The organism is Barnesiella intestinihominis YIT 11860 (assembly GCF_000296465.1).
GTDB lineage: Bacteria > Bacteroidota > Bacteroidia > Bacteroidales > Barnesiellaceae > Barnesiella > Barnesiella intestinihominis.
Map to the genome: position 1 here is coordinate 723,028 of NZ_JH815204.1, position 15,972 is coordinate 738,999.

Here is a 15,972-nt window from a genome sequence, read left to right on the forward strand (position 1 = left end):
GTCATTTACTTATATCCATTAATTTTTAGGACGTAATATATTGATGTGTCCCTTTAATTTCATCTTTTTATTGTTTGCCCCCTTTGCTTCTATTACATAATAATATACTCCCGGGTCTACATATTTGCCACGATACTTTCCGTCCCAGCCTTGATCGGGGCTATCGAAGTAAAACATTTGAACTCCCCATTTATTGAATATCCAACATTTAAAACTAACGATCGATTTATAAGCTACTTTCCATTCGTCGTTAACTCCGGGGCTTGTTCCCGGTGAAAAAACGTTTGGTGCTTCCAAACGAGGTTCTCCGATATTTATGGTGAATGTCTCGCTGTATGCCTGACATGTAGCGGTACTATTACTGGCGACTAAGCGAACATAAGTGACACCCTCGTCTCTGAAAGTGTACCATAAGGTTTCATCGTTATACCGGGCAATTGTATTTGAAAAGTCCTCCTTGTCCGAGAATTCCCATTCGATATGAGTAACAGCATCCGTTACATAAGCTTTGAATTCGATCTCGGCCGGTGCAGACCCTCCCAAATAATCGGTGGGATGTCTATCGTCTTCGTTCGTGGCATCTTCCCGATATGTTTGTTCTGCCGTCGCTGTCACCCCTATCGCCGATGTTATATATTCCTCGGTCGATGCCGTCTGCGACAGACCCCAATAATTCAATATCTGATCTCCTGTTACTGTAAAATCGGTATTACAGAGAGGAGACGGTACTTGGATAGAAGAAGAAAAGTCATACACCCTTTCAGTCTGGAATGTTTGGGTATATGCCAGAGACTCTTTATCCCATGTCAAACTCATATAACTAACCGTGAGCTCACGGCGTAGCGATTTAGGGGCTCCATTGGTCGAGTAGTAATTGAGCTTTTTCCCTTCCCCATCTAGCATTAATGTGGTCATATCGCACTGACCTTCTTCATTTGATGTAGAAACAGCATTAAGAATCAAAGGAGATTGGGAATAATCGATTATCCATAAATAATAACTCTCTCCATTTTGTTCAATTATATATCCACAATCGGCTTCCGAAATATTCAATGTAGAAATGTTCCCGTTTTGTATAGCTCCACTTATCGGTGTAGCAGATTCTTTACCGATTTCCCTGAATAGGCACCAAGAAATGGGAGAATCATCTTCCCCCGAAAATTCGATCGTTGCGTTATTTAGCGAATATATCACAAAAACACCACCTGTTAAACCGGTACTAATCTCTGGCGTATGGTTATAGGCAGGTCTCCCCCCCCCCGATACGGTAATTTGTTGAGCATATAACTCACCGATTGTAATGATGCACGCGAAAAATAGCAGGTATCTACGCATATTTATCCAAATAATAATGAATGACAAAGTTACAATTTTTCAAGTAATCGTGTTTGTATCTTGAATTTAAAATTTCCCAATAATCTCGTTTCCGAGAGAGAAATGATAATATGATTTCCATAATCTCGATCGGGTTTGCAACTAACGATATTTTTATATACTTTTGTTTCTTGTATATCAAGTTTGTATATAAAAGATAACGATTTGAAAATATGAAATATAATCGAATAACCATAGCTCTATTATTTTGTTTTGCCTTTACTTTTTTGTTGTCTGCTCAGACAGAGAATTTACAAACAAAGGTTATAGACGGGAAAGAATTTTATATTTATAAGGTTAAACCGTCGGAGGGATTTTATATATTATCTCATAAATTCGGTATTTCTCAGGAGGAAATTATTCGCTATAATCCTGCCGCTAAAAATGGCTTAAAAAAAGGACAGCTGCTCATGATTCCGACAAATAAGGGCGTGAATAAACAAGATTCTGAACCGGAAATCGAAAGCACATTTGAACATACAATCGTACGGGGAGAATCCCTGTATTCTATTTCAAAGACTTATAAAGTTCCTATTAGAAGCATTATTGCACTTAATCCGGGTTCTGAACGTGGAATAAAAGCCGGTGCGACTTTAAAGATTCCACAACGTTATCAAAAACCTGAGAAACAATCTATTCCTCTTGTACAAAAGGACACTCAAACAGCAATGAATACCGCCGATAGTGAAGTTGTAGAGGATTCTTCGAACGGGACCTCGAATGAATATGTCTATCATACGATTGCCGACGGAGAAACTTTATTCTCTATATCAAAAAGATATGATGTTGACATAGAGACTATTTTGAAACTTAATCCCGGTATTTCCCCTACTCATATGAAGAAGGGTTCCGTGATACGCATAACTCCCGATACGAAAGAATTAAATGTTACGATAGAGCCCAAACAGTTGTATACGGAATATAAAGTAAGGAAAAAGGAGACTTTATATAGTATCTCAAAAAAGTTTGGAACGACTGTTGAAGAGATAAAGAAATGCAATCCGAACATAAAACAAATAAAGCAAGACGATATAATAAATATTCCCGCAGGAATAGAGTACAATACAGTTACTGCTGAAAATCCTATCACGAGTGCAGAAATCAATAATATATACAATAAGTTATATAAAAGCGACAAGAAGGGGGTAATCAATGTCGCGGTTATACTACCGTTCATGTTGCGACAGTCGTCTCCCGATACGAAAGCCTGTTTATATACCGAGTATTATCAGGGTTTTTTAATGGCAGTAGACAGCCTTAAACGTCAAGGGGCCTCTATCAATGTATATGCGTACGATTCCGAAGAGTCCGAATCAACGGTTCGTCGTATTCTTTCAGATCCGATATTAAAAGAAATGGATTTGATTATCGCTCCTGAAAATGACAGTCATATAAAGTTAATCGCTGATTTCGGACTGGCTAACGATATAAATGTCGTTAATACTTTTTCGCTTAAAAACGAGGAGGTTTCGCACAATGCAAAAGTATTCCAAACCAATATTCCTCATTCCTATTTATATGCAGAAGCTGCTGACAGATTTATCCGTTATTTGGGAAATCGGAAAGTCGTATTTTTATCTCATACACCGGAAGAACCCGACAAAAGAGATTTTATCGGCGGTCTGAAAGAAGAATTGAATCGAGCTCATATCGCTTATCACGAAATAAAGTTCGGTAATGAGTTGAACCTATTAGATCAAGATTCTATATTGGCAGATGCAAGCGGGATTGTATTTGTACCTACCTCGGCCAAAAAGAAGGTTCTTTCTTTAATTGTAGCGCCTATTGAATCGTTGAAAGAAAAAAGAGCAGATTTGGATATTGCACTTTTCGGATACCCGGAATGGCTGACACAGGTTCCTGAATATCTGAACGAATTTTATAAACTAAATACTTATTTATATTCCCGGTTCTATGCCAATCCGTTCGAGGAAGATACTAAGACGTTTCACAAACGATTCCTTTATTGGTATAATAAGGATATGATAAATGCCAGCCCTCAATATGCTTTATTAGGATTCGATACCGGAATATATTTCCTTTCGGCTATACGGGAACATGGGAAGAATTTTGCGTCACAGGATATTCGGCCTTCGATCGATCGCATACAAACCGATTTTTCATTTCAACGTGTAAACAATTGGAGTGGCTTTATCAATAAATCTTTTTATTTCATCAATTTTACACCTAATTTCACAATCAGGAAAATTAGAGAATAAACGATGAAACTTTTTCGATACATACTATTTGTTATAGCAGTTGTGTCTCTGCAATCAGGATTGGCACAGAGAAGTGATTATCAACCTGAATTTACAGTGGGAGTAAAGGGTGGAACGACCCTTTCGAGAGTTTCGTTTACTCCTACTGTAACGCAATCGTTACTTTTGGGTTACACCGGCGGGGTATCGGTTCGTTATATCGAAGAAAAATTTTTCGGGTTAATTGCTGAAATCAATTTTACTCAGTGCGGTTGGAACGAAACTTTTGAAGAAGATCCCTATACCTATACTCATACGTTGAATTATGTGACAATTCCATTTCTGACTCATTTCTTCTTTGGCAATCGTGTCGTGCGTGGATTTGTCAATGCGGGACCTCAAATCGGACTTTTATTGGGGGATAGTTATAAAAGCAATTTTGACATTTATAATTTGCCTGAGTTCAGCCAAAAAAGTAAGGTAAAAGAAATATATACGATGGATATAGCCCATCGATTTGATTATGGTATTACCGCAGGAGCAGGTATTGAGTTTCGTATAAAGGAAACACATGGTATCGTATTGGAAGGCCGATACTATTATGGATTGGGAGATATATTCAAAAACAGGAAGAAAGATGTATTCGCGGCTTCCCACAGCCAAATAATAACGGTATCACTGGGATATTTATATCACTTTTAATCAAATCAGTGCATTATTTTAAAAACCAATTCTTTAAGCAGGTCTCCGTCGTTACTCGAAGCTCCTGAGCCTATACCCTTAGAGCGAGCATCATACTGGCGTATCAATGCGATAATGTCGATACATTTAAATGCGTTGTAAGCTCGCATGGCTGTCAAATAATCTCTGGATTGGAAAGAAGACCTTAGATTCAGTTCGTTCATAATTCCATTCTCCGACTTGTCTGTCGAAAAATAGCATAGCATAAGATTTGAAAAAAAATTGAATAATACACTTATCGTAACAACCAGCGGATTGTTCTTGGGATTTTGTTCGAAATATTGTATGATTTGAGTCGCTTTTAATATATTCCGGGTGATGATTGCATTTAGCAATTCATAATTATTGAAATCTTTACTGATGCCAACATTACGTTCTACGATTTCGGGGGTAATGCGAAGACTCCCTTCCGGAAGTGAAATCGATAATTTGTCAAGTTCGCTACTAAGTCGGCTTAGGTCATTCCCGACAAAATCGGCCATCATAGAAGCTGCTTTGGGGTCGATCGACAGTTTCTTCGCTACTACGTAGTTGTTTATGAATGCCGGTAACTGATTGTCATATAATTTTTTCGATTCATATACTACTCCTATTTTTTCAATGCCGGCAACAACCTTCTTGTTTTTAAGCGAGCCATTTTTATGACAAATGACTAAGATCGTGCTCATCAACGGTTTTTGTAAATAATATAGAAGATTATCTACCCCTTTGATATTCTGGGCTTCCTTAACAACAATCAATTGTCGTTCAGCCATCATGGGAAACCGCTTTGCTGCATTGACCACTATGGCGAAATCGTCGATATCGGCCCCGTATAGAATGGTTTGGTTAAAATCCCTTTCCGAGTCTTTCAAGGCATTTTCGATGATTGTCTCACAGATTAAGTCGATATAATACGATTCTTCGCCCATGAGTAAATAAACGGGCTTAAATACTTTGTTGCGAATGTCTTGCAAAATGGCAAGATGCTGATTGGTATCTTTTTTAGCCATAATTACTCCTCGTCGAATCTCAAATGTTTCACCGTCGTCCGTTTATCTATGATCAATTTTAGAGCCTCCACTCCTATCAATACATGTTCTTCTACGAAATCTCGCGTGATTTTTTTGTCACTTTCTTCTGTTTTAACTCCCGTTGAAATCATCGGCTGGTCTGAAACCAACAACAATGCTCCTACCGGAATCTGATTTGCGAATCCAACTGAAAACAATGTGGCTGTTTCCATATCGACGGCCATACAACGTATGCGACGTAAATAGTCTTTGAAATTATCGTCAAACTCCCATACCCGACGGTTAGTCGTGTAAACCGTTCCGGTCCAGTAGTCTCGATGGTGATTCCTGACGGCTGTGGAAACTGCCCGTTGCAACATGAAAGCCGGCAATGCCGGGACTTCTGGTGGAAAGTAGTCGTTCGATGTCCCTTCCCCACGAATGGCAGCTATCGGTAAAATATAATCGCCTAATTTGTTTACCTTTTTTATACCGCCGCATTTACCTAAAAACAATACGGCTTCTGGTTTTACGGCACTTAACAAGTCCATAACCGTAGCTGCATTGGCACTACCCATTCCAAAATTAATAATCGTCACCCCATCGGCCGATGCACTAGGCATATTACTGTCCTCTCCTAAAATAGGAACATGAAAGTGGGTTGCGAATATTTCGACATATTTAGAGAAGTTTGTCAATAATATATACTTCGTAAAATCTTTAACGGGTCTTTGGGTATATCGGGGTAGCCAATTCTCGACAATTTCTTGCTTTGTCTTCATAAATATGTAATTTTGGAGTAAATTTACAGAAATAATTAGAAAGAACAAATATCAAATATGAGATGATCGAGTTAAATCTACCGCCGTATCCCTATAAAGTAAAACAAGAAAAAGATAAGATTCTTATTTTCGATGAATTGAGAAGGCGATATGTAACCTTGACTCCCGAAGAATGGGTCAGGCAACATTTTGTTGCCTACCTTGTTAATCAAAAAAAATTTCCTCGCGGATTAATCGGGAATGAAATCTCTTTGACTCTCAACAAATGTAATCGCCGATGTGATACGATTGTTTATGATCGAAACGGGAATCCATTGTGTATAGCGGAATATAAAGCGCCTCATGTCGAGATTACACAAAAAACTTTCGATCAGATCGTTCGATATAATCTTGTATTGCAAGTGAGCTATTTGTTTGTTTCTAATGGTATGAAACATTATTGTTGCCATATAAATTATACCACCAATAGTTATACATTTTTACCCGATATTCCTTTGTATAAGGATTTATAACCACGCTTATGTCTTGTGTTCCCGACGATTTTTACGAACAAGTATATAACATAGTTAGTCAAGTTCCATCAGGAACAGTGATAACATTTAAAAGTATCGCTGTTTTAATGGGGTATCCCCAGCATGCCCGTTTGGTAGGACGAGCATTAAAACTTGTTCCTAAAAACCTGAATATCCCTTGTCATCGGGTCGTTAATTGTCAAGGACGACTTGTCCCCGACTGGATTGAGCAGAAAGAACTATTATCCCGAGAAGGAATATCGTTTACACCAAAGGGATATGTAGATATGAAACGATTCGCTTGGCGTTTTTGGGATTGATTAAAAAATAAAAAAGCTCACTTGCAGTGAGCTTTTTAGAGGTTCCTGGCAGAATCGAACTGCCGTAAACGGTTTTGCAGACCGGTGCCTAACCACTCGGCCAAGGAACCCTTATTCTTTTGAGTGATTGCGAGTGCAAAGGTATATTATATTTTTCTATTTTCCAATATTCGAGCTTATTTTTTTTCTATCTTTTCTTATCTATTTTTTCGACCTTGCAAGGCTTGTTACACCCGCAACAAGCAGATGTTGGCGACTTACGATTTCGTACCATCTTGAATATCTTATGTATAACATAAAATACAACTATTAAGAGGATAACACCTACTATTAAAGATTGAATCGTTGAATTCATAATTTATTTTTCCATAAAATAAGTAAAACGGTTATCGATATCATCGACGGTAATAACATTACGGCGTTTGTATCGCTTCATATAAGATAACATAGATAAATCTCCAGAACAAGAAACGATGTGAAACAATAATATTGCGGCGATCGAGATTTTTCCCCATAAAGGTACTGGTGACAAAAGTAATAGTATCAATAATACCGATAGGATATAAAAGGGTGCGAGAGCTATTCGTCGAAAAGTTTTATAATCGGTCGCAAAATTATGTGCGGCTGCATAAAACACAAATGACTTCCAGATGGCTCCAAAACGTACATCATTAGCTCCCTCTTTTTTGTATGCAATCCAATGAATAAATTCATGTACCGGAATTATCAGAGCACAACCCAGAATAGAAAATACGACACATTTCAATATCTGTATCCCGAATTGTGAGAAAGATAATGAATCGGACCATAGTTTTCCCATAGCGAATCCTATAAAAAACAGTATGAAGAACCCGCTTATGAAAACGATCCAAATTATATGATTTTTACGAGGTTTGTTTCTCTCTAAAAATGTTTTTATATCGTCATATATAAATGAATCAATGACCTGATATCCGTCTTTTTCATAAGACGACAAAAATGTTTGTTTATCCATACTAAATAATTAGTAGTCCTATTTGATAGACTAAGAATGAAACGATCCAAGCTACTCCTGTATTGTATAACACCGTAAATGCCCCCCATTTCCAACTTCCCGCTTCTTTGGCTACCGCAATGACAGAGGCGATACACGGGAAGTACAGTAATACAAATACCATAAAGGAAAGCGCTACTAACGGTGTGAAATCGGGAACTCCCGTAACAGGATTCGGCTGTGATATTTTTTGAGACAAAGATATGGTTTCGTCGGCATCGCTTTCGGAATATAATACACCGAGTGTGCTTACCACCAATTCTTTGGCTGCTGTCCCAGAAAGTAAAGAAGTCGTTACTTTCCAATTAAAGCCCAGTGGTTCCACAAGGGGGGTAACAGCTTGGCCTATTTTCCCTAAATAAGAATTGCTTTGTTGTTCCATTTGCTCATGAGGAGTAAGTTCTCTTTCATAAGAGGCTTTGGGACGTGGATAGTAACTTAAAAACCACACGATGACAGAGGCAACTAATATAACCCCACCCATTTTGCGTAGATATTGTTCGGCTTTATTCCACATGTGGCGAAAAGTAGCTTTCGCTGTCGGCATACGATATGGTGGTAATTCCATGACGAAGGGTGTTTCATCTACTTTAAAGAAGAAACGGCGCATCAATTTGGCCGTAATAACCGCAACAATAATTCCGAATAAATACAGTCCTATAAATACCAGACTAGCGTATTGAGGGAAAAAAGTACCTACCAACAAAATGTAAATAGGTATTCTGGCACTACACGAGATAAATGGGTTTATAAGAATGGTTATCAATCGACTGCTACGACTCTCGATAGTCCGGGTCGCCATAATGGCTGGCACATTACACCCGAATCCCATAACAAGAGGAATAAAAGATTTTCCGTGCAACCCTATTTTGTGCATGATTTTATCCATGATAAAAGCGGCCCGAGCCATATATCCTGAGTCTTCCATGAACGAAATAAACAGATAGAGTATTAAAATGTTAGGTAGAAAAACTATTACCCCTCCTACTCCTCCGAGAATACCATCGATCAATAGATCTTTTAATGGTCCAGAAGGCATATAATTACCTATAATTTCGGATAACCATGCGACTCCATTTTCGATCCACTCCATAGGATATGCCCCGATGGAAAAGGTCGCCTCGAACATCAGCCACATCAAGAAAATAAATATAGGAAATCCGAATAGTTTATTTGTGACGAAAGAGTCTATAATACGAGTCGTTTTCGCTTCCTCTTTATCTCCCGGTCTATATGTTTCCGCCAAAGCTCCCGATATGAATCCATACTTTTCATTGGCAATAGCCGACTCTATGTCTTCATTAAGCGTTGTTTCTATTTTCTCGACTTCTGCATTGCGGATATTCATCAATTCGGGATAGGACTCGGAACCTTCCAGCATTCGCTTGACTTCCGTATCTCCTTCGAGTATCTTAATCGCTAAATATCGAGGTGAGAACTCCCGGTTACAAGTAGGGTCTTTTTTTAATAAGTCTTTTAGAGGGGTAATACTGTTTTCGATTACTTTCCCTAAACCGACATGAACATGACGAACCGACTCATCACGGCCTTCATATACCTCGATAATGGTATCGAATAGTTGATTTACACCTTTTCCAGAACGTGATACGGTGGGCACAATAGGAACTCCAATCATATTTCCCAAATGCTTATAGTCGATTTTTCCACCGCTTTGCTCCAATTCATCAAACATATTCAGAGCAATCACCATGCGGTAATCCATATCTATTAATTCTGTGGTCAAATATAGATTCCTTTCCAAATTGGAAGCTACGACTACATTGACAATAACATCGGGAATTTCATTTTTTAAATAACGGCGAACATATAGCTCTTCCGGAGAATAGGCCGAAAGAGAGTATGTACCCGGTAAATCGCATATGTTGAAGTGATAACCTTTATATTCGAAAAATCCCTTTTTGGCATCGACCGTAACGCCGCTATAATTGCCCACATGCTCATGTGCACCGGAGGCAACGTTGAATAAAGATGTTTTTCCACAGTTGGGATTTCCGACCAAAGCTATATTTATTGTTTTACTACTTTGGGTAAGCGCTCTCTCTATACAGTCGTCTTCCTCGGTTTTCCAACTTTCTACATTTAGTTTGTTTTTTTCTCCCTGTCGATTTTCGAGTTGATTCGCTTCTTCGGGAGTAATAACTTCGACTAATGAAGCCTCACTGCGTCTTAGAGAGATTTCATAGTCCATTATTTTATATTTAATGGGATCTTTCAATGGAGCATTCAATTCGACAAGCACCGTTTGTCCCCGAACGAACCCCATCTCGATAATTCGTTTTCGAAATGCTCCATAGCCTAATACCTTAACAACAACAGCTTTATCTCCTGTTTGCAAATCGGACAATCGCATACTAAAAATTTTATCGTGTTAATTTCGATTGCAAATTTCGTAATTTGTTCCGATTTCTATTCTATTTTCTGTGTATATTATTTATAATCCGTATAAATAATAACATATTTTTGCACACTGTGGAATAAAGCAGGATAATTTTCTATTTTATCCTGCTTTATTTCCGTTTGTCTGAATCTATTTATAACTGTCGTTTGTTGTCTATTCCCTCAACGAAATTTATAAAAGCATTATTGACTAATCTGTTTCCTCCGGGAGTAGGATAGTTTCCTGAAAAATACCAGTCACCCGGGTGGTTAGGAATAGCTTGATGCAACCCTTCTAATGTTTGATAGATGATTTCCACTTGTGAAGTAATATCTTCCGAAGTTAACATTCGTGCTATTTTCTTCGATATTTCCTTTTGGGTAAAAGGTGCATAAATTTCTTTTACATAGTTGGTTATCTGTTCTTTGGGGAAATTTTGCTGTGCTTTGGATTTGTTGTATACATCTTCAATGATATGCTGCATTCCCCTGTCGTTCAGTAATTCTATTGCCGCTTTGAAAGCGATAAATTCTCCCATTCGGGACATATCGATGCCGTAACAATCTGGAAATCTAACTTGGGGAGAAGACGACACGATGATTATCTTTTTGGGATGCAATCGGTCCAATATTTTTATAATACTTTGTTTTAATGTCGTGCCGCGAACAATACTGTCATCTATAATAACCAAATTATCGATGTCCGCTTGTACTGTTCCATAAGTAATATCGTATACATGTGCAGCCAAATCGTCTCTTGTATCTCCCTCGGCGATGAAAGTCCGTAGTTTTATATCCTTGATGGCGACTTTCTCAGAACGCACTTTGAGTGAAAGTATATGTTTTAACTCACTGTCGTTTAATGGAGCAGTAGCATTGCGCAACATATAGAATTTTTGCTCGCTCAAATAATTATTCAGTCCTTCGAGCATACCATAAAAAGCGACCTCGGCCGTATTCGGAATAAATGAGAATACAGTATGCTCCAAGTCATAATCAATGCTTTCCAATATTTGAGAAGTCAAATATCGACCTAATTCTTTCCGTTCTTTATAAATATCGATATCGCTCCCTCTTGAAAAATAGATACGTTCGAATGAGCAGGCGCTGTAATTTCGAGGTGGCAGGATTTGTTCTGTGTGTATGTTTCCCCTACGGTTTACCACCAAACATTCTCCCGGCTGTAACTCTTTGACTTGCTCCACGGATAGATTCATTGTAGTTTGTATCACCGGACGTTCAGATGCGACGACGACAATCTCGTCATCGGCATAATAAAACGCCGGTCGTATGCCATGCGGGTCGCGGAATGAAAACATATCGCCACTGCCCGTCATTCCACAAATCACGTATCCCCCATCCCAAATTCGAGCCGGCTTTTTGAGAATATCGGCAATATTAAGATTTTCCTCGATCGATTTTGTTATTGCGATGTCGTCCAATCCTTCTTTCTTATATCGGTCATAGAGCTTTTGATTCTCCATGTCGAGAGCATGTCCGACTTGTTCCAGCAAGACAAAAGTATCGGCGTAGCTACGCGGGTGTTGCCCCTGTGCGACAATACTATTAAAAATCTCATCTACATTAGTCATATTAAAGTTACCGCACAGTAACAAATTTCTCGATCGCCAATTTCCTCTTCTCAAAAAAGGGTGTACGTAAGATAAGCCTGAACGTCCTGTCGTACTATAACGTAAGTGCCCCATATAAACCTCACCGGCAAACGGTAAATGTAGGGCTGCCCAGTCGGCATCTGCCGTATCGTGAGGAGTGTTCTTGATTTGGTCCTTTATGTTTGCGAAAATTTCTTGAATTGCACTTGTTCCGATGGCACGTTCACGGTAAATAAACTCCTCGGCTGGGCGAGCATGTAACTTTACGCACGCTAAACCGGCTCCTTCCTGTCCCCGATTATGCTGTTTTTCCATCAAAAGATACAACTTGTTCAACCCATATAAATATGAACCGTACTTTTTTTGATAATAAGAGAGCGGTTTTAACAATCGCACCATTGCTATACCGCACTCATGCTTAATAATTTCTGTCATATAATGTTCTATCAATAATCAAGAAACAAAAATGAGCCATAACCCGATATTTTTATTTTTCTGTTATAGCTCATTTTATAATATTCAAATTTTACTGTCCCGAAAATCAACGAATGAAAAGTAGTTCTCTATACTTCGGTAACGGCCACATTTCATTGTCGACCATCAATTCGAGTTTATCTATATGATAACGAATGTCATCGAGTTGCGGGGCAACCGTATCGTGATAGGCAATGGCTTTCTCTCGTTCGTTTTCAATTTTATTCGCAACCTTACGAGCCTCGACCATCGCATGTACTTTTTCCTTTATAGTCAGCAAATGGAATGCTATTTTCTCGATGACCTCCATATCCTGAGTGGCTATCAATTCGCTTTTTTCAGCCGGGAAGAGACTCTTTATTTTGAATACATTATCCAGTAAAAGAGATTGGTAACGAGTTGCCACCGGAACAATATGATTGATAGCCAAATCGCCTAATACACGGGCTTCTATCTGTATTTTCTTTGTATATATTTCCCATTTTACTTCATTGCGTGCTTGTAGCTCGACTTGCGTAAAGACATGTGTTTGTTCAAACATTTTCACCACATCGTCTTTTAAATAGCTGTCGAAAATTAAAGGGACACTGGTCTCGCAATCCAAACCTCGGCGCTTGGCTTCCTCCTTCCACTCTTCGCTATATCCGTTTCCATCGAAACAAATATCTTTACTTTCTGTTATTAAATCTTTTACAACCGAAAGTATGGCTTGGGTTTTCTCTTTACCGTTGGCAATAAGAGCATCAACTTTTTTCTTAAAGTCTTGCAATTGATAGGCTACCGCCGCATTTAATGCGATCATTGCCGAAGCGCAATTCGCCGAAGAGCCGACGGCTCGGAATTCAAAACGATTGCCTGTGAAAGCAAAGGGTGAAGTTCTGTTACGGTCGGTGTTATCCATTAGAATTTCAGGTATTTGAGCGACATCTAATTTTAATCCCAACTTACCGCTCATGTTCAAAACGTCATCTGATGTACTTTCTGCCAACTTTTCTAAAACCTCGCTGATCTGTTTTCCCATGAAAATGGAAATAATAGCCGGTGGCGCTTCATTGGCCCCTAAACGATGTCCATTAGTCGCAGACGATATACTTGCTTTCAATAATCCGTTATATTTATAAACGGCAGCCATCACATTAACTATAAATGTGATAAATTGTAAATTCTCTTTCTGGGTTTTCCCCGGAGCAAAAAGTAATACGCCGGTATCTGTCCCCAACGACCAGTTATTATGTTTCCCCGATCCGTTAACTCCTTTGAATGGTTTTTCGTGGAGAAGGACTCTGAAATTGTGCCGACGGGCAACCTCTCTCATTACCGACATCAATAACAAATTGTGATCGTTGGCCAAATTGGTCTCTTCAAAAATAGGGGCAACTTCAAATTGATTGGGCGCAACTTCATTATGACAGGTTTTAACCGGGATACCCAACATGTGACACTCGATTTCGAGGTCTTGCATGAAAGCTTCTACTCGTGAAGGTATAGCCCCGAAATAGTGATCTTCCAATTGTTGATTTTTGGCACTTTCGTGTCCCATGAGAGTTCGGCCGGTAAGTACCAAATCGGGACGAGCCGCATACAAACTTTCATCTACCAAAAAATATTCCTGTTCCCAACCCAAATAGGAATAGACGTGCTTTACATTTTTATCGAAATATCCACATACGGCCGTTGCCGCTTTGTTTACGCTATTCAATGCTTTTAATAGCGGTGTTTTATAATCGAGAGATTCCCCCGTATAGGATATAAATATGGTAGGAATACACAATGTTTTATCGAGAATGAATGCAGGAGAAGATATATCCCATGCCGAATATCCCCGAGCTTCGAAAGTATTGCGAATACCGCCATTCGGAAAACTCGAAGCATCGGGTTCTTGTTGAATTAACAATTTTCCCGAGAACTCCTCGACTACTCCGCCTTTCCCGTCATGCTCAATAAAGGAGTCGTGCTTTTCAGCCGTACCATCTGTAAGCGGGTGAAACCAATGTGTATAGTGGGTAGCCCCCATTTCAAGAGCCCATTTCCTCATACCGGCAGCGACACTATCTGCCACCTCTCTACTCAATGGGGTACTGTTGTCTATCGCTTCTATAACTGCTTCATACGTCTTTTTAGGTAAGTATTTAAACATCTTTTCCCGGTTGAAGACATATTTCCCGAAATATTCAGAAGGCCGTTCTTTGGGTTCATTAACGGGAACTGCTTTCCGGCTGAATGCTTCCTTTGCTACCTTAAATCTTAGCATTGACATAATTGAACTTATTAGATTGGTTTGATATTTTTCTTTTCGTTACAACTTCCAATTTTGAATTCGTGAAATCGATTCTATCGTATCTTCATATCTGCCAAAAGCCGTTAATCGGAAATATCCCTCCCCCGACGGGCCGAATCCCACTCCGGGAGTGCCTACTATATGACATTCATAAAGCAATCGATCGAAAAATTTCCACGAAGATAATTCATTAGGAGTCTTTACCCAAATATATGGGGCATTATCTCCACCATAAATCTGTAATCCGGCCTTTTGAAGACAATCTTTCAAAAGGCCGGCATTACGCATATAATAGTCGATAGATTCTTGTATTTGTATTTTACCGACCGGACTGTAAGTCGCTTCGGCAGCCCGCTGTACGATATACGATGTCCCATTGAATTTCGTAGTTTGGCGTCTATTCCATAAACGGTTGATATTTACTTTCTTTTTAGAAGTGTCGTACAATTTTAATTCTTTCGGGACAACTGTATATCCACATCGTAGGCCTGTGAATCCGGCCGTTTTTGAGAAGCTGCGAAATTCTATGGCCACTCGTTTGGCATCTTTTACTTCATAGATGCTGTGCGGTATGCCCTCGTCATGAATATAAGCTTCATAAGCAGAGTCAAATAATATGAGTGTTTCATTTTCAAGAGCATAGTTTACCCATTTTTCCAATTCGTTTTTTGACAGCGTGGTTCCTGTTGGATTATTGGGATAACACAGATATATAATGTCGGGACGTACCGAAGGAGGTTCAGGAATAAAATTGTTCTCAGATGTGCAAGGTATATAAATGATATTATCCCAGTGCTGTCCGTCTTTCGCTATATTTCCGGCTCGACCTCCCATCACGTTGGTATCTATATATACCGGATAAACGGGATCGGTTACGGCCACCCTATTTTGCATACTCAGAATGTCCCCGATGTTTCCGATATCGCTTTTGGCTCCGTCGCTAATAAAAATTTCGTCGGGGGCTAAGTCGACTCCCCGATGTATATAATCGTTTTCAATAATTTTTTTCTGTAAGAAGTCGTACCCTTGTTCCGGTCCGTACCCCCTGAATGTTTTCGAATCGCCCATTTCATCAACGGCAGCATGCAGGGCTTCTATTACAACCGGTGCAATCGGGCGCGTTACATCGCCTATGCCCAAACTGATAATATTAGCGTCGGGGTGAAGATGCTTGAATGCTTCGACCTTCTTTTTTATATCGGAGAAGAGATAGCTTTCGGGCAACTTTAAGAAATTTTCATTGATTAATGCCATTTTT

Annotated in this window: 13 protein-coding genes and 1 tRNA gene; 4 read left to right on the forward strand and 10 right to left on the reverse strand. The window is 39.1% G+C overall.

The features are described from left to right. Positions 1-18: 18 nt before the first annotated feature. Positions 19-1,194 (reverse strand): T9SS type B sorting domain-containing protein, encoded by a 1,176-nt coding sequence (locus tag HMPREF9448_RS07810; protein ID WP_157260356.1) that lies wholly within the window; start codon positions 1,192-1,194, stop codon positions 19-21. Positions 1,195-1,547: 353 nt separating this feature from the next. Here HMPREF9448_RS07810 and HMPREF9448_RS07820 point away from each other — a divergent pair, with 353 nt between their 5' ends. Together HMPREF9448_RS07820 and HMPREF9448_RS07825 are read left to right on the forward strand one after the other, a co-directional pair. Next, positions 1,548-3,593, forward strand: a complete 2,046-nt coding sequence (locus HMPREF9448_RS07820) for a LysM peptidoglycan-binding domain-containing protein (RefSeq protein ID WP_008862057.1) — start codon at positions 1,548-1,550, stop codon at positions 3,591-3,593. Positions 3,594-3,596: 3 nt separating this feature from the next. Continuing rightward, the gene (locus HMPREF9448_RS07825; protein ID WP_008862058.1) at positions 3,597-4,274 is read left to right on the forward strand and encodes a porin family protein; all 678 of its coding nucleotides are present in this window, start codon (positions 3,597-3,599) and stop codon (positions 4,272-4,274) included. Positions 4,275-4,279: 5 nt separating this feature from the next. Here HMPREF9448_RS07825 and holA read toward each other — a convergent pair whose 3' ends face one another. Continuing rightward, entirely contained in the window at positions 4,280-5,305 is a 1,026-nt protein-coding gene (gene holA / locus HMPREF9448_RS07830) for a DNA polymerase III subunit delta (RefSeq protein WP_008862059.1), read from the reverse strand. Positions 5,306-5,307: 2 nt separating this feature from the next. Next, positions 5,308-6,087 carry an AMP nucleosidase gene (locus tag HMPREF9448_RS07835; protein ID WP_008862060.1) on the reverse strand — a complete coding sequence of 260 codons (780 nt, stop codon included), beginning with the start codon at positions 6,085-6,087 and terminating at the stop codon, positions 5,308-5,310. Between the two features lie 62 nt (positions 6,088-6,149). On the opposite strand from HMPREF9448_RS07835, the gene HMPREF9448_RS07840 reads away from it, so the two are divergent. Continuing rightward, positions 6,150-6,599: a type I restriction enzyme HsdR N-terminal domain-containing protein gene (locus HMPREF9448_RS07840; RefSeq protein WP_008862061.1), complete on the forward strand. Its 450-nt coding sequence runs from the start codon at positions 6,150-6,152 to the stop codon at positions 6,597-6,599. An 8-nt stretch (positions 6,600-6,607) separates the two neighbouring features. Beyond that, on the forward strand, positions 6,608-6,919 hold the full coding sequence (locus HMPREF9448_RS07845) for an MGMT family protein (RefSeq protein ID WP_008862062.1): 312 nt from the start codon (positions 6,608-6,610) through the stop codon (positions 6,917-6,919). A 39-nt stretch (positions 6,920-6,958) separates the two neighbouring features. Here the strand turns inward: HMPREF9448_RS07845 and HMPREF9448_RS07850 are convergent. From HMPREF9448_RS07850 to HMPREF9448_RS07875, 7 genes are all read right to left on the reverse strand, one after another. After that, positions 6,959-7,029: transfer RNA gene (locus HMPREF9448_RS07850), tRNA-Cys, on the reverse strand. A 77-nt stretch (positions 7,030-7,106) separates the two neighbouring features. Further along, complete coding sequence (locus HMPREF9448_RS15005; protein WP_083855854.1) at positions 7,107-7,274, reverse strand: FeoB-associated Cys-rich membrane protein; 168 nt, start codon at positions 7,272-7,274, stop codon at positions 7,107-7,109. 3 nt (positions 7,275-7,277) lie between these two features. Then, positions 7,278-7,739, reverse strand: coding sequence for a DUF3267 domain-containing protein (locus HMPREF9448_RS07855; RefSeq protein WP_157260357.1), 462 nt, complete (start codon positions 7,737-7,739; stop codon positions 7,278-7,280). Between the two features lie 175 nt (positions 7,740-7,914). Next, a complete protein-coding gene (feoB, locus tag HMPREF9448_RS07860) occupies positions 7,915-10,323 on the reverse strand; it encodes a ferrous iron transport protein B (protein ID WP_008862064.1) in 2,409 nt (802 codons plus the stop codon). A 181-nt stretch (positions 10,324-10,504) separates the two neighbouring features. Then, positions 10,505-12,397, reverse strand: coding sequence for an amidophosphoribosyltransferase (locus tag HMPREF9448_RS07865; RefSeq protein ID WP_008862065.1), 1,893 nt, complete (start codon positions 12,395-12,397; stop codon positions 10,505-10,507). Between the two features lie 106 nt (positions 12,398-12,503). Then, positions 12,504-14,693, reverse strand: coding sequence for a glutamine synthetase III family protein (locus HMPREF9448_RS07870; protein WP_008862066.1), 2,190 nt, complete (start codon positions 14,691-14,693; stop codon positions 12,504-12,506). Between the two features lie 39 nt (positions 14,694-14,732). Then, complete coding sequence (locus HMPREF9448_RS07875) at positions 14,733-15,968, reverse strand: LL-diaminopimelate aminotransferase (protein WP_008862067.1); 1,236 nt, start codon at positions 15,966-15,968, stop codon at positions 14,733-14,735. Positions 15,969-15,972: the final 4 nt, after the last annotated feature.

What these genes read in the sequence shown, in the direction of transcription:
- HMPREF9448_RS07820 (WP_008862057.1), top strand. Translation starts at nt 1,548, where the DNA reads ATGAAATATAATCGAATAACCATAGCTCTATTATTTTGTTTTGCCTTT.
- HMPREF9448_RS07825 (WP_008862058.1), top strand. Translation starts at nt 3,597, where the DNA reads ATGAAACTTTTTCGATACATACTATTTGTTATAGCAGTTGTGTCTCTG.
- holA (WP_008862059.1), bottom strand. Translation starts at nt 5,305, where the DNA reads ATGGCTAAAAAAGATACCAATCAGCATCTTGCCATTTTGCAAGACATT.
- HMPREF9448_RS07835 (WP_008862060.1), bottom strand. Translation starts at nt 6,087, where the DNA reads ATGAAGACAAAGCAAGAAATTGTCGAGAATTGGCTACCCCGATATACC.
- HMPREF9448_RS07840 (WP_008862061.1), top strand. Translation starts at nt 6,150, where the DNA reads ATGATCGAGTTAAATCTACCGCCGTATCCCTATAAAGTAAAACAAGAA.
- HMPREF9448_RS07845 (WP_008862062.1), top strand. Translation starts at nt 6,608, where the DNA reads ATGTCTTGTGTTCCCGACGATTTTTACGAACAAGTATATAACATAGTT.
- HMPREF9448_RS15005 (WP_083855854.1), bottom strand. Translation starts at nt 7,274, where the DNA reads ATGAATTCAACGATTCAATCTTTAATAGTAGGTGTTATCCTCTTAATA.
- HMPREF9448_RS07855 (WP_157260357.1), bottom strand. Translation starts at nt 7,739, where the DNA reads ATGGGAAAACTATGGTCCGATTCATTATCTTTCTCACAATTCGGGATA.
- feoB (WP_008862064.1), bottom strand. Translation starts at nt 10,323, where the DNA reads ATGCGATTGTCCGATTTGCAAACAGGAGATAAAGCTGTTGTTGTTAAG.
- HMPREF9448_RS07865 (WP_008862065.1), bottom strand. Translation starts at nt 12,397, where the DNA reads ATGACAGAAATTATTAAGCATGAGTGCGGTATAGCAATGGTGCGATTG.
- HMPREF9448_RS07870 (WP_008862066.1), bottom strand. Translation starts at nt 14,693, where the DNA reads ATGTCAATGCTAAGATTTAAGGTAGCAAAGGAAGCATTCAGCCGGAAA.
- HMPREF9448_RS07875 (WP_008862067.1), bottom strand. Translation starts at nt 15,968, where the DNA reads ATGGCATTAATCAATGAAAATTTCTTAAAGTTGCCCGAAAGCTATCTC.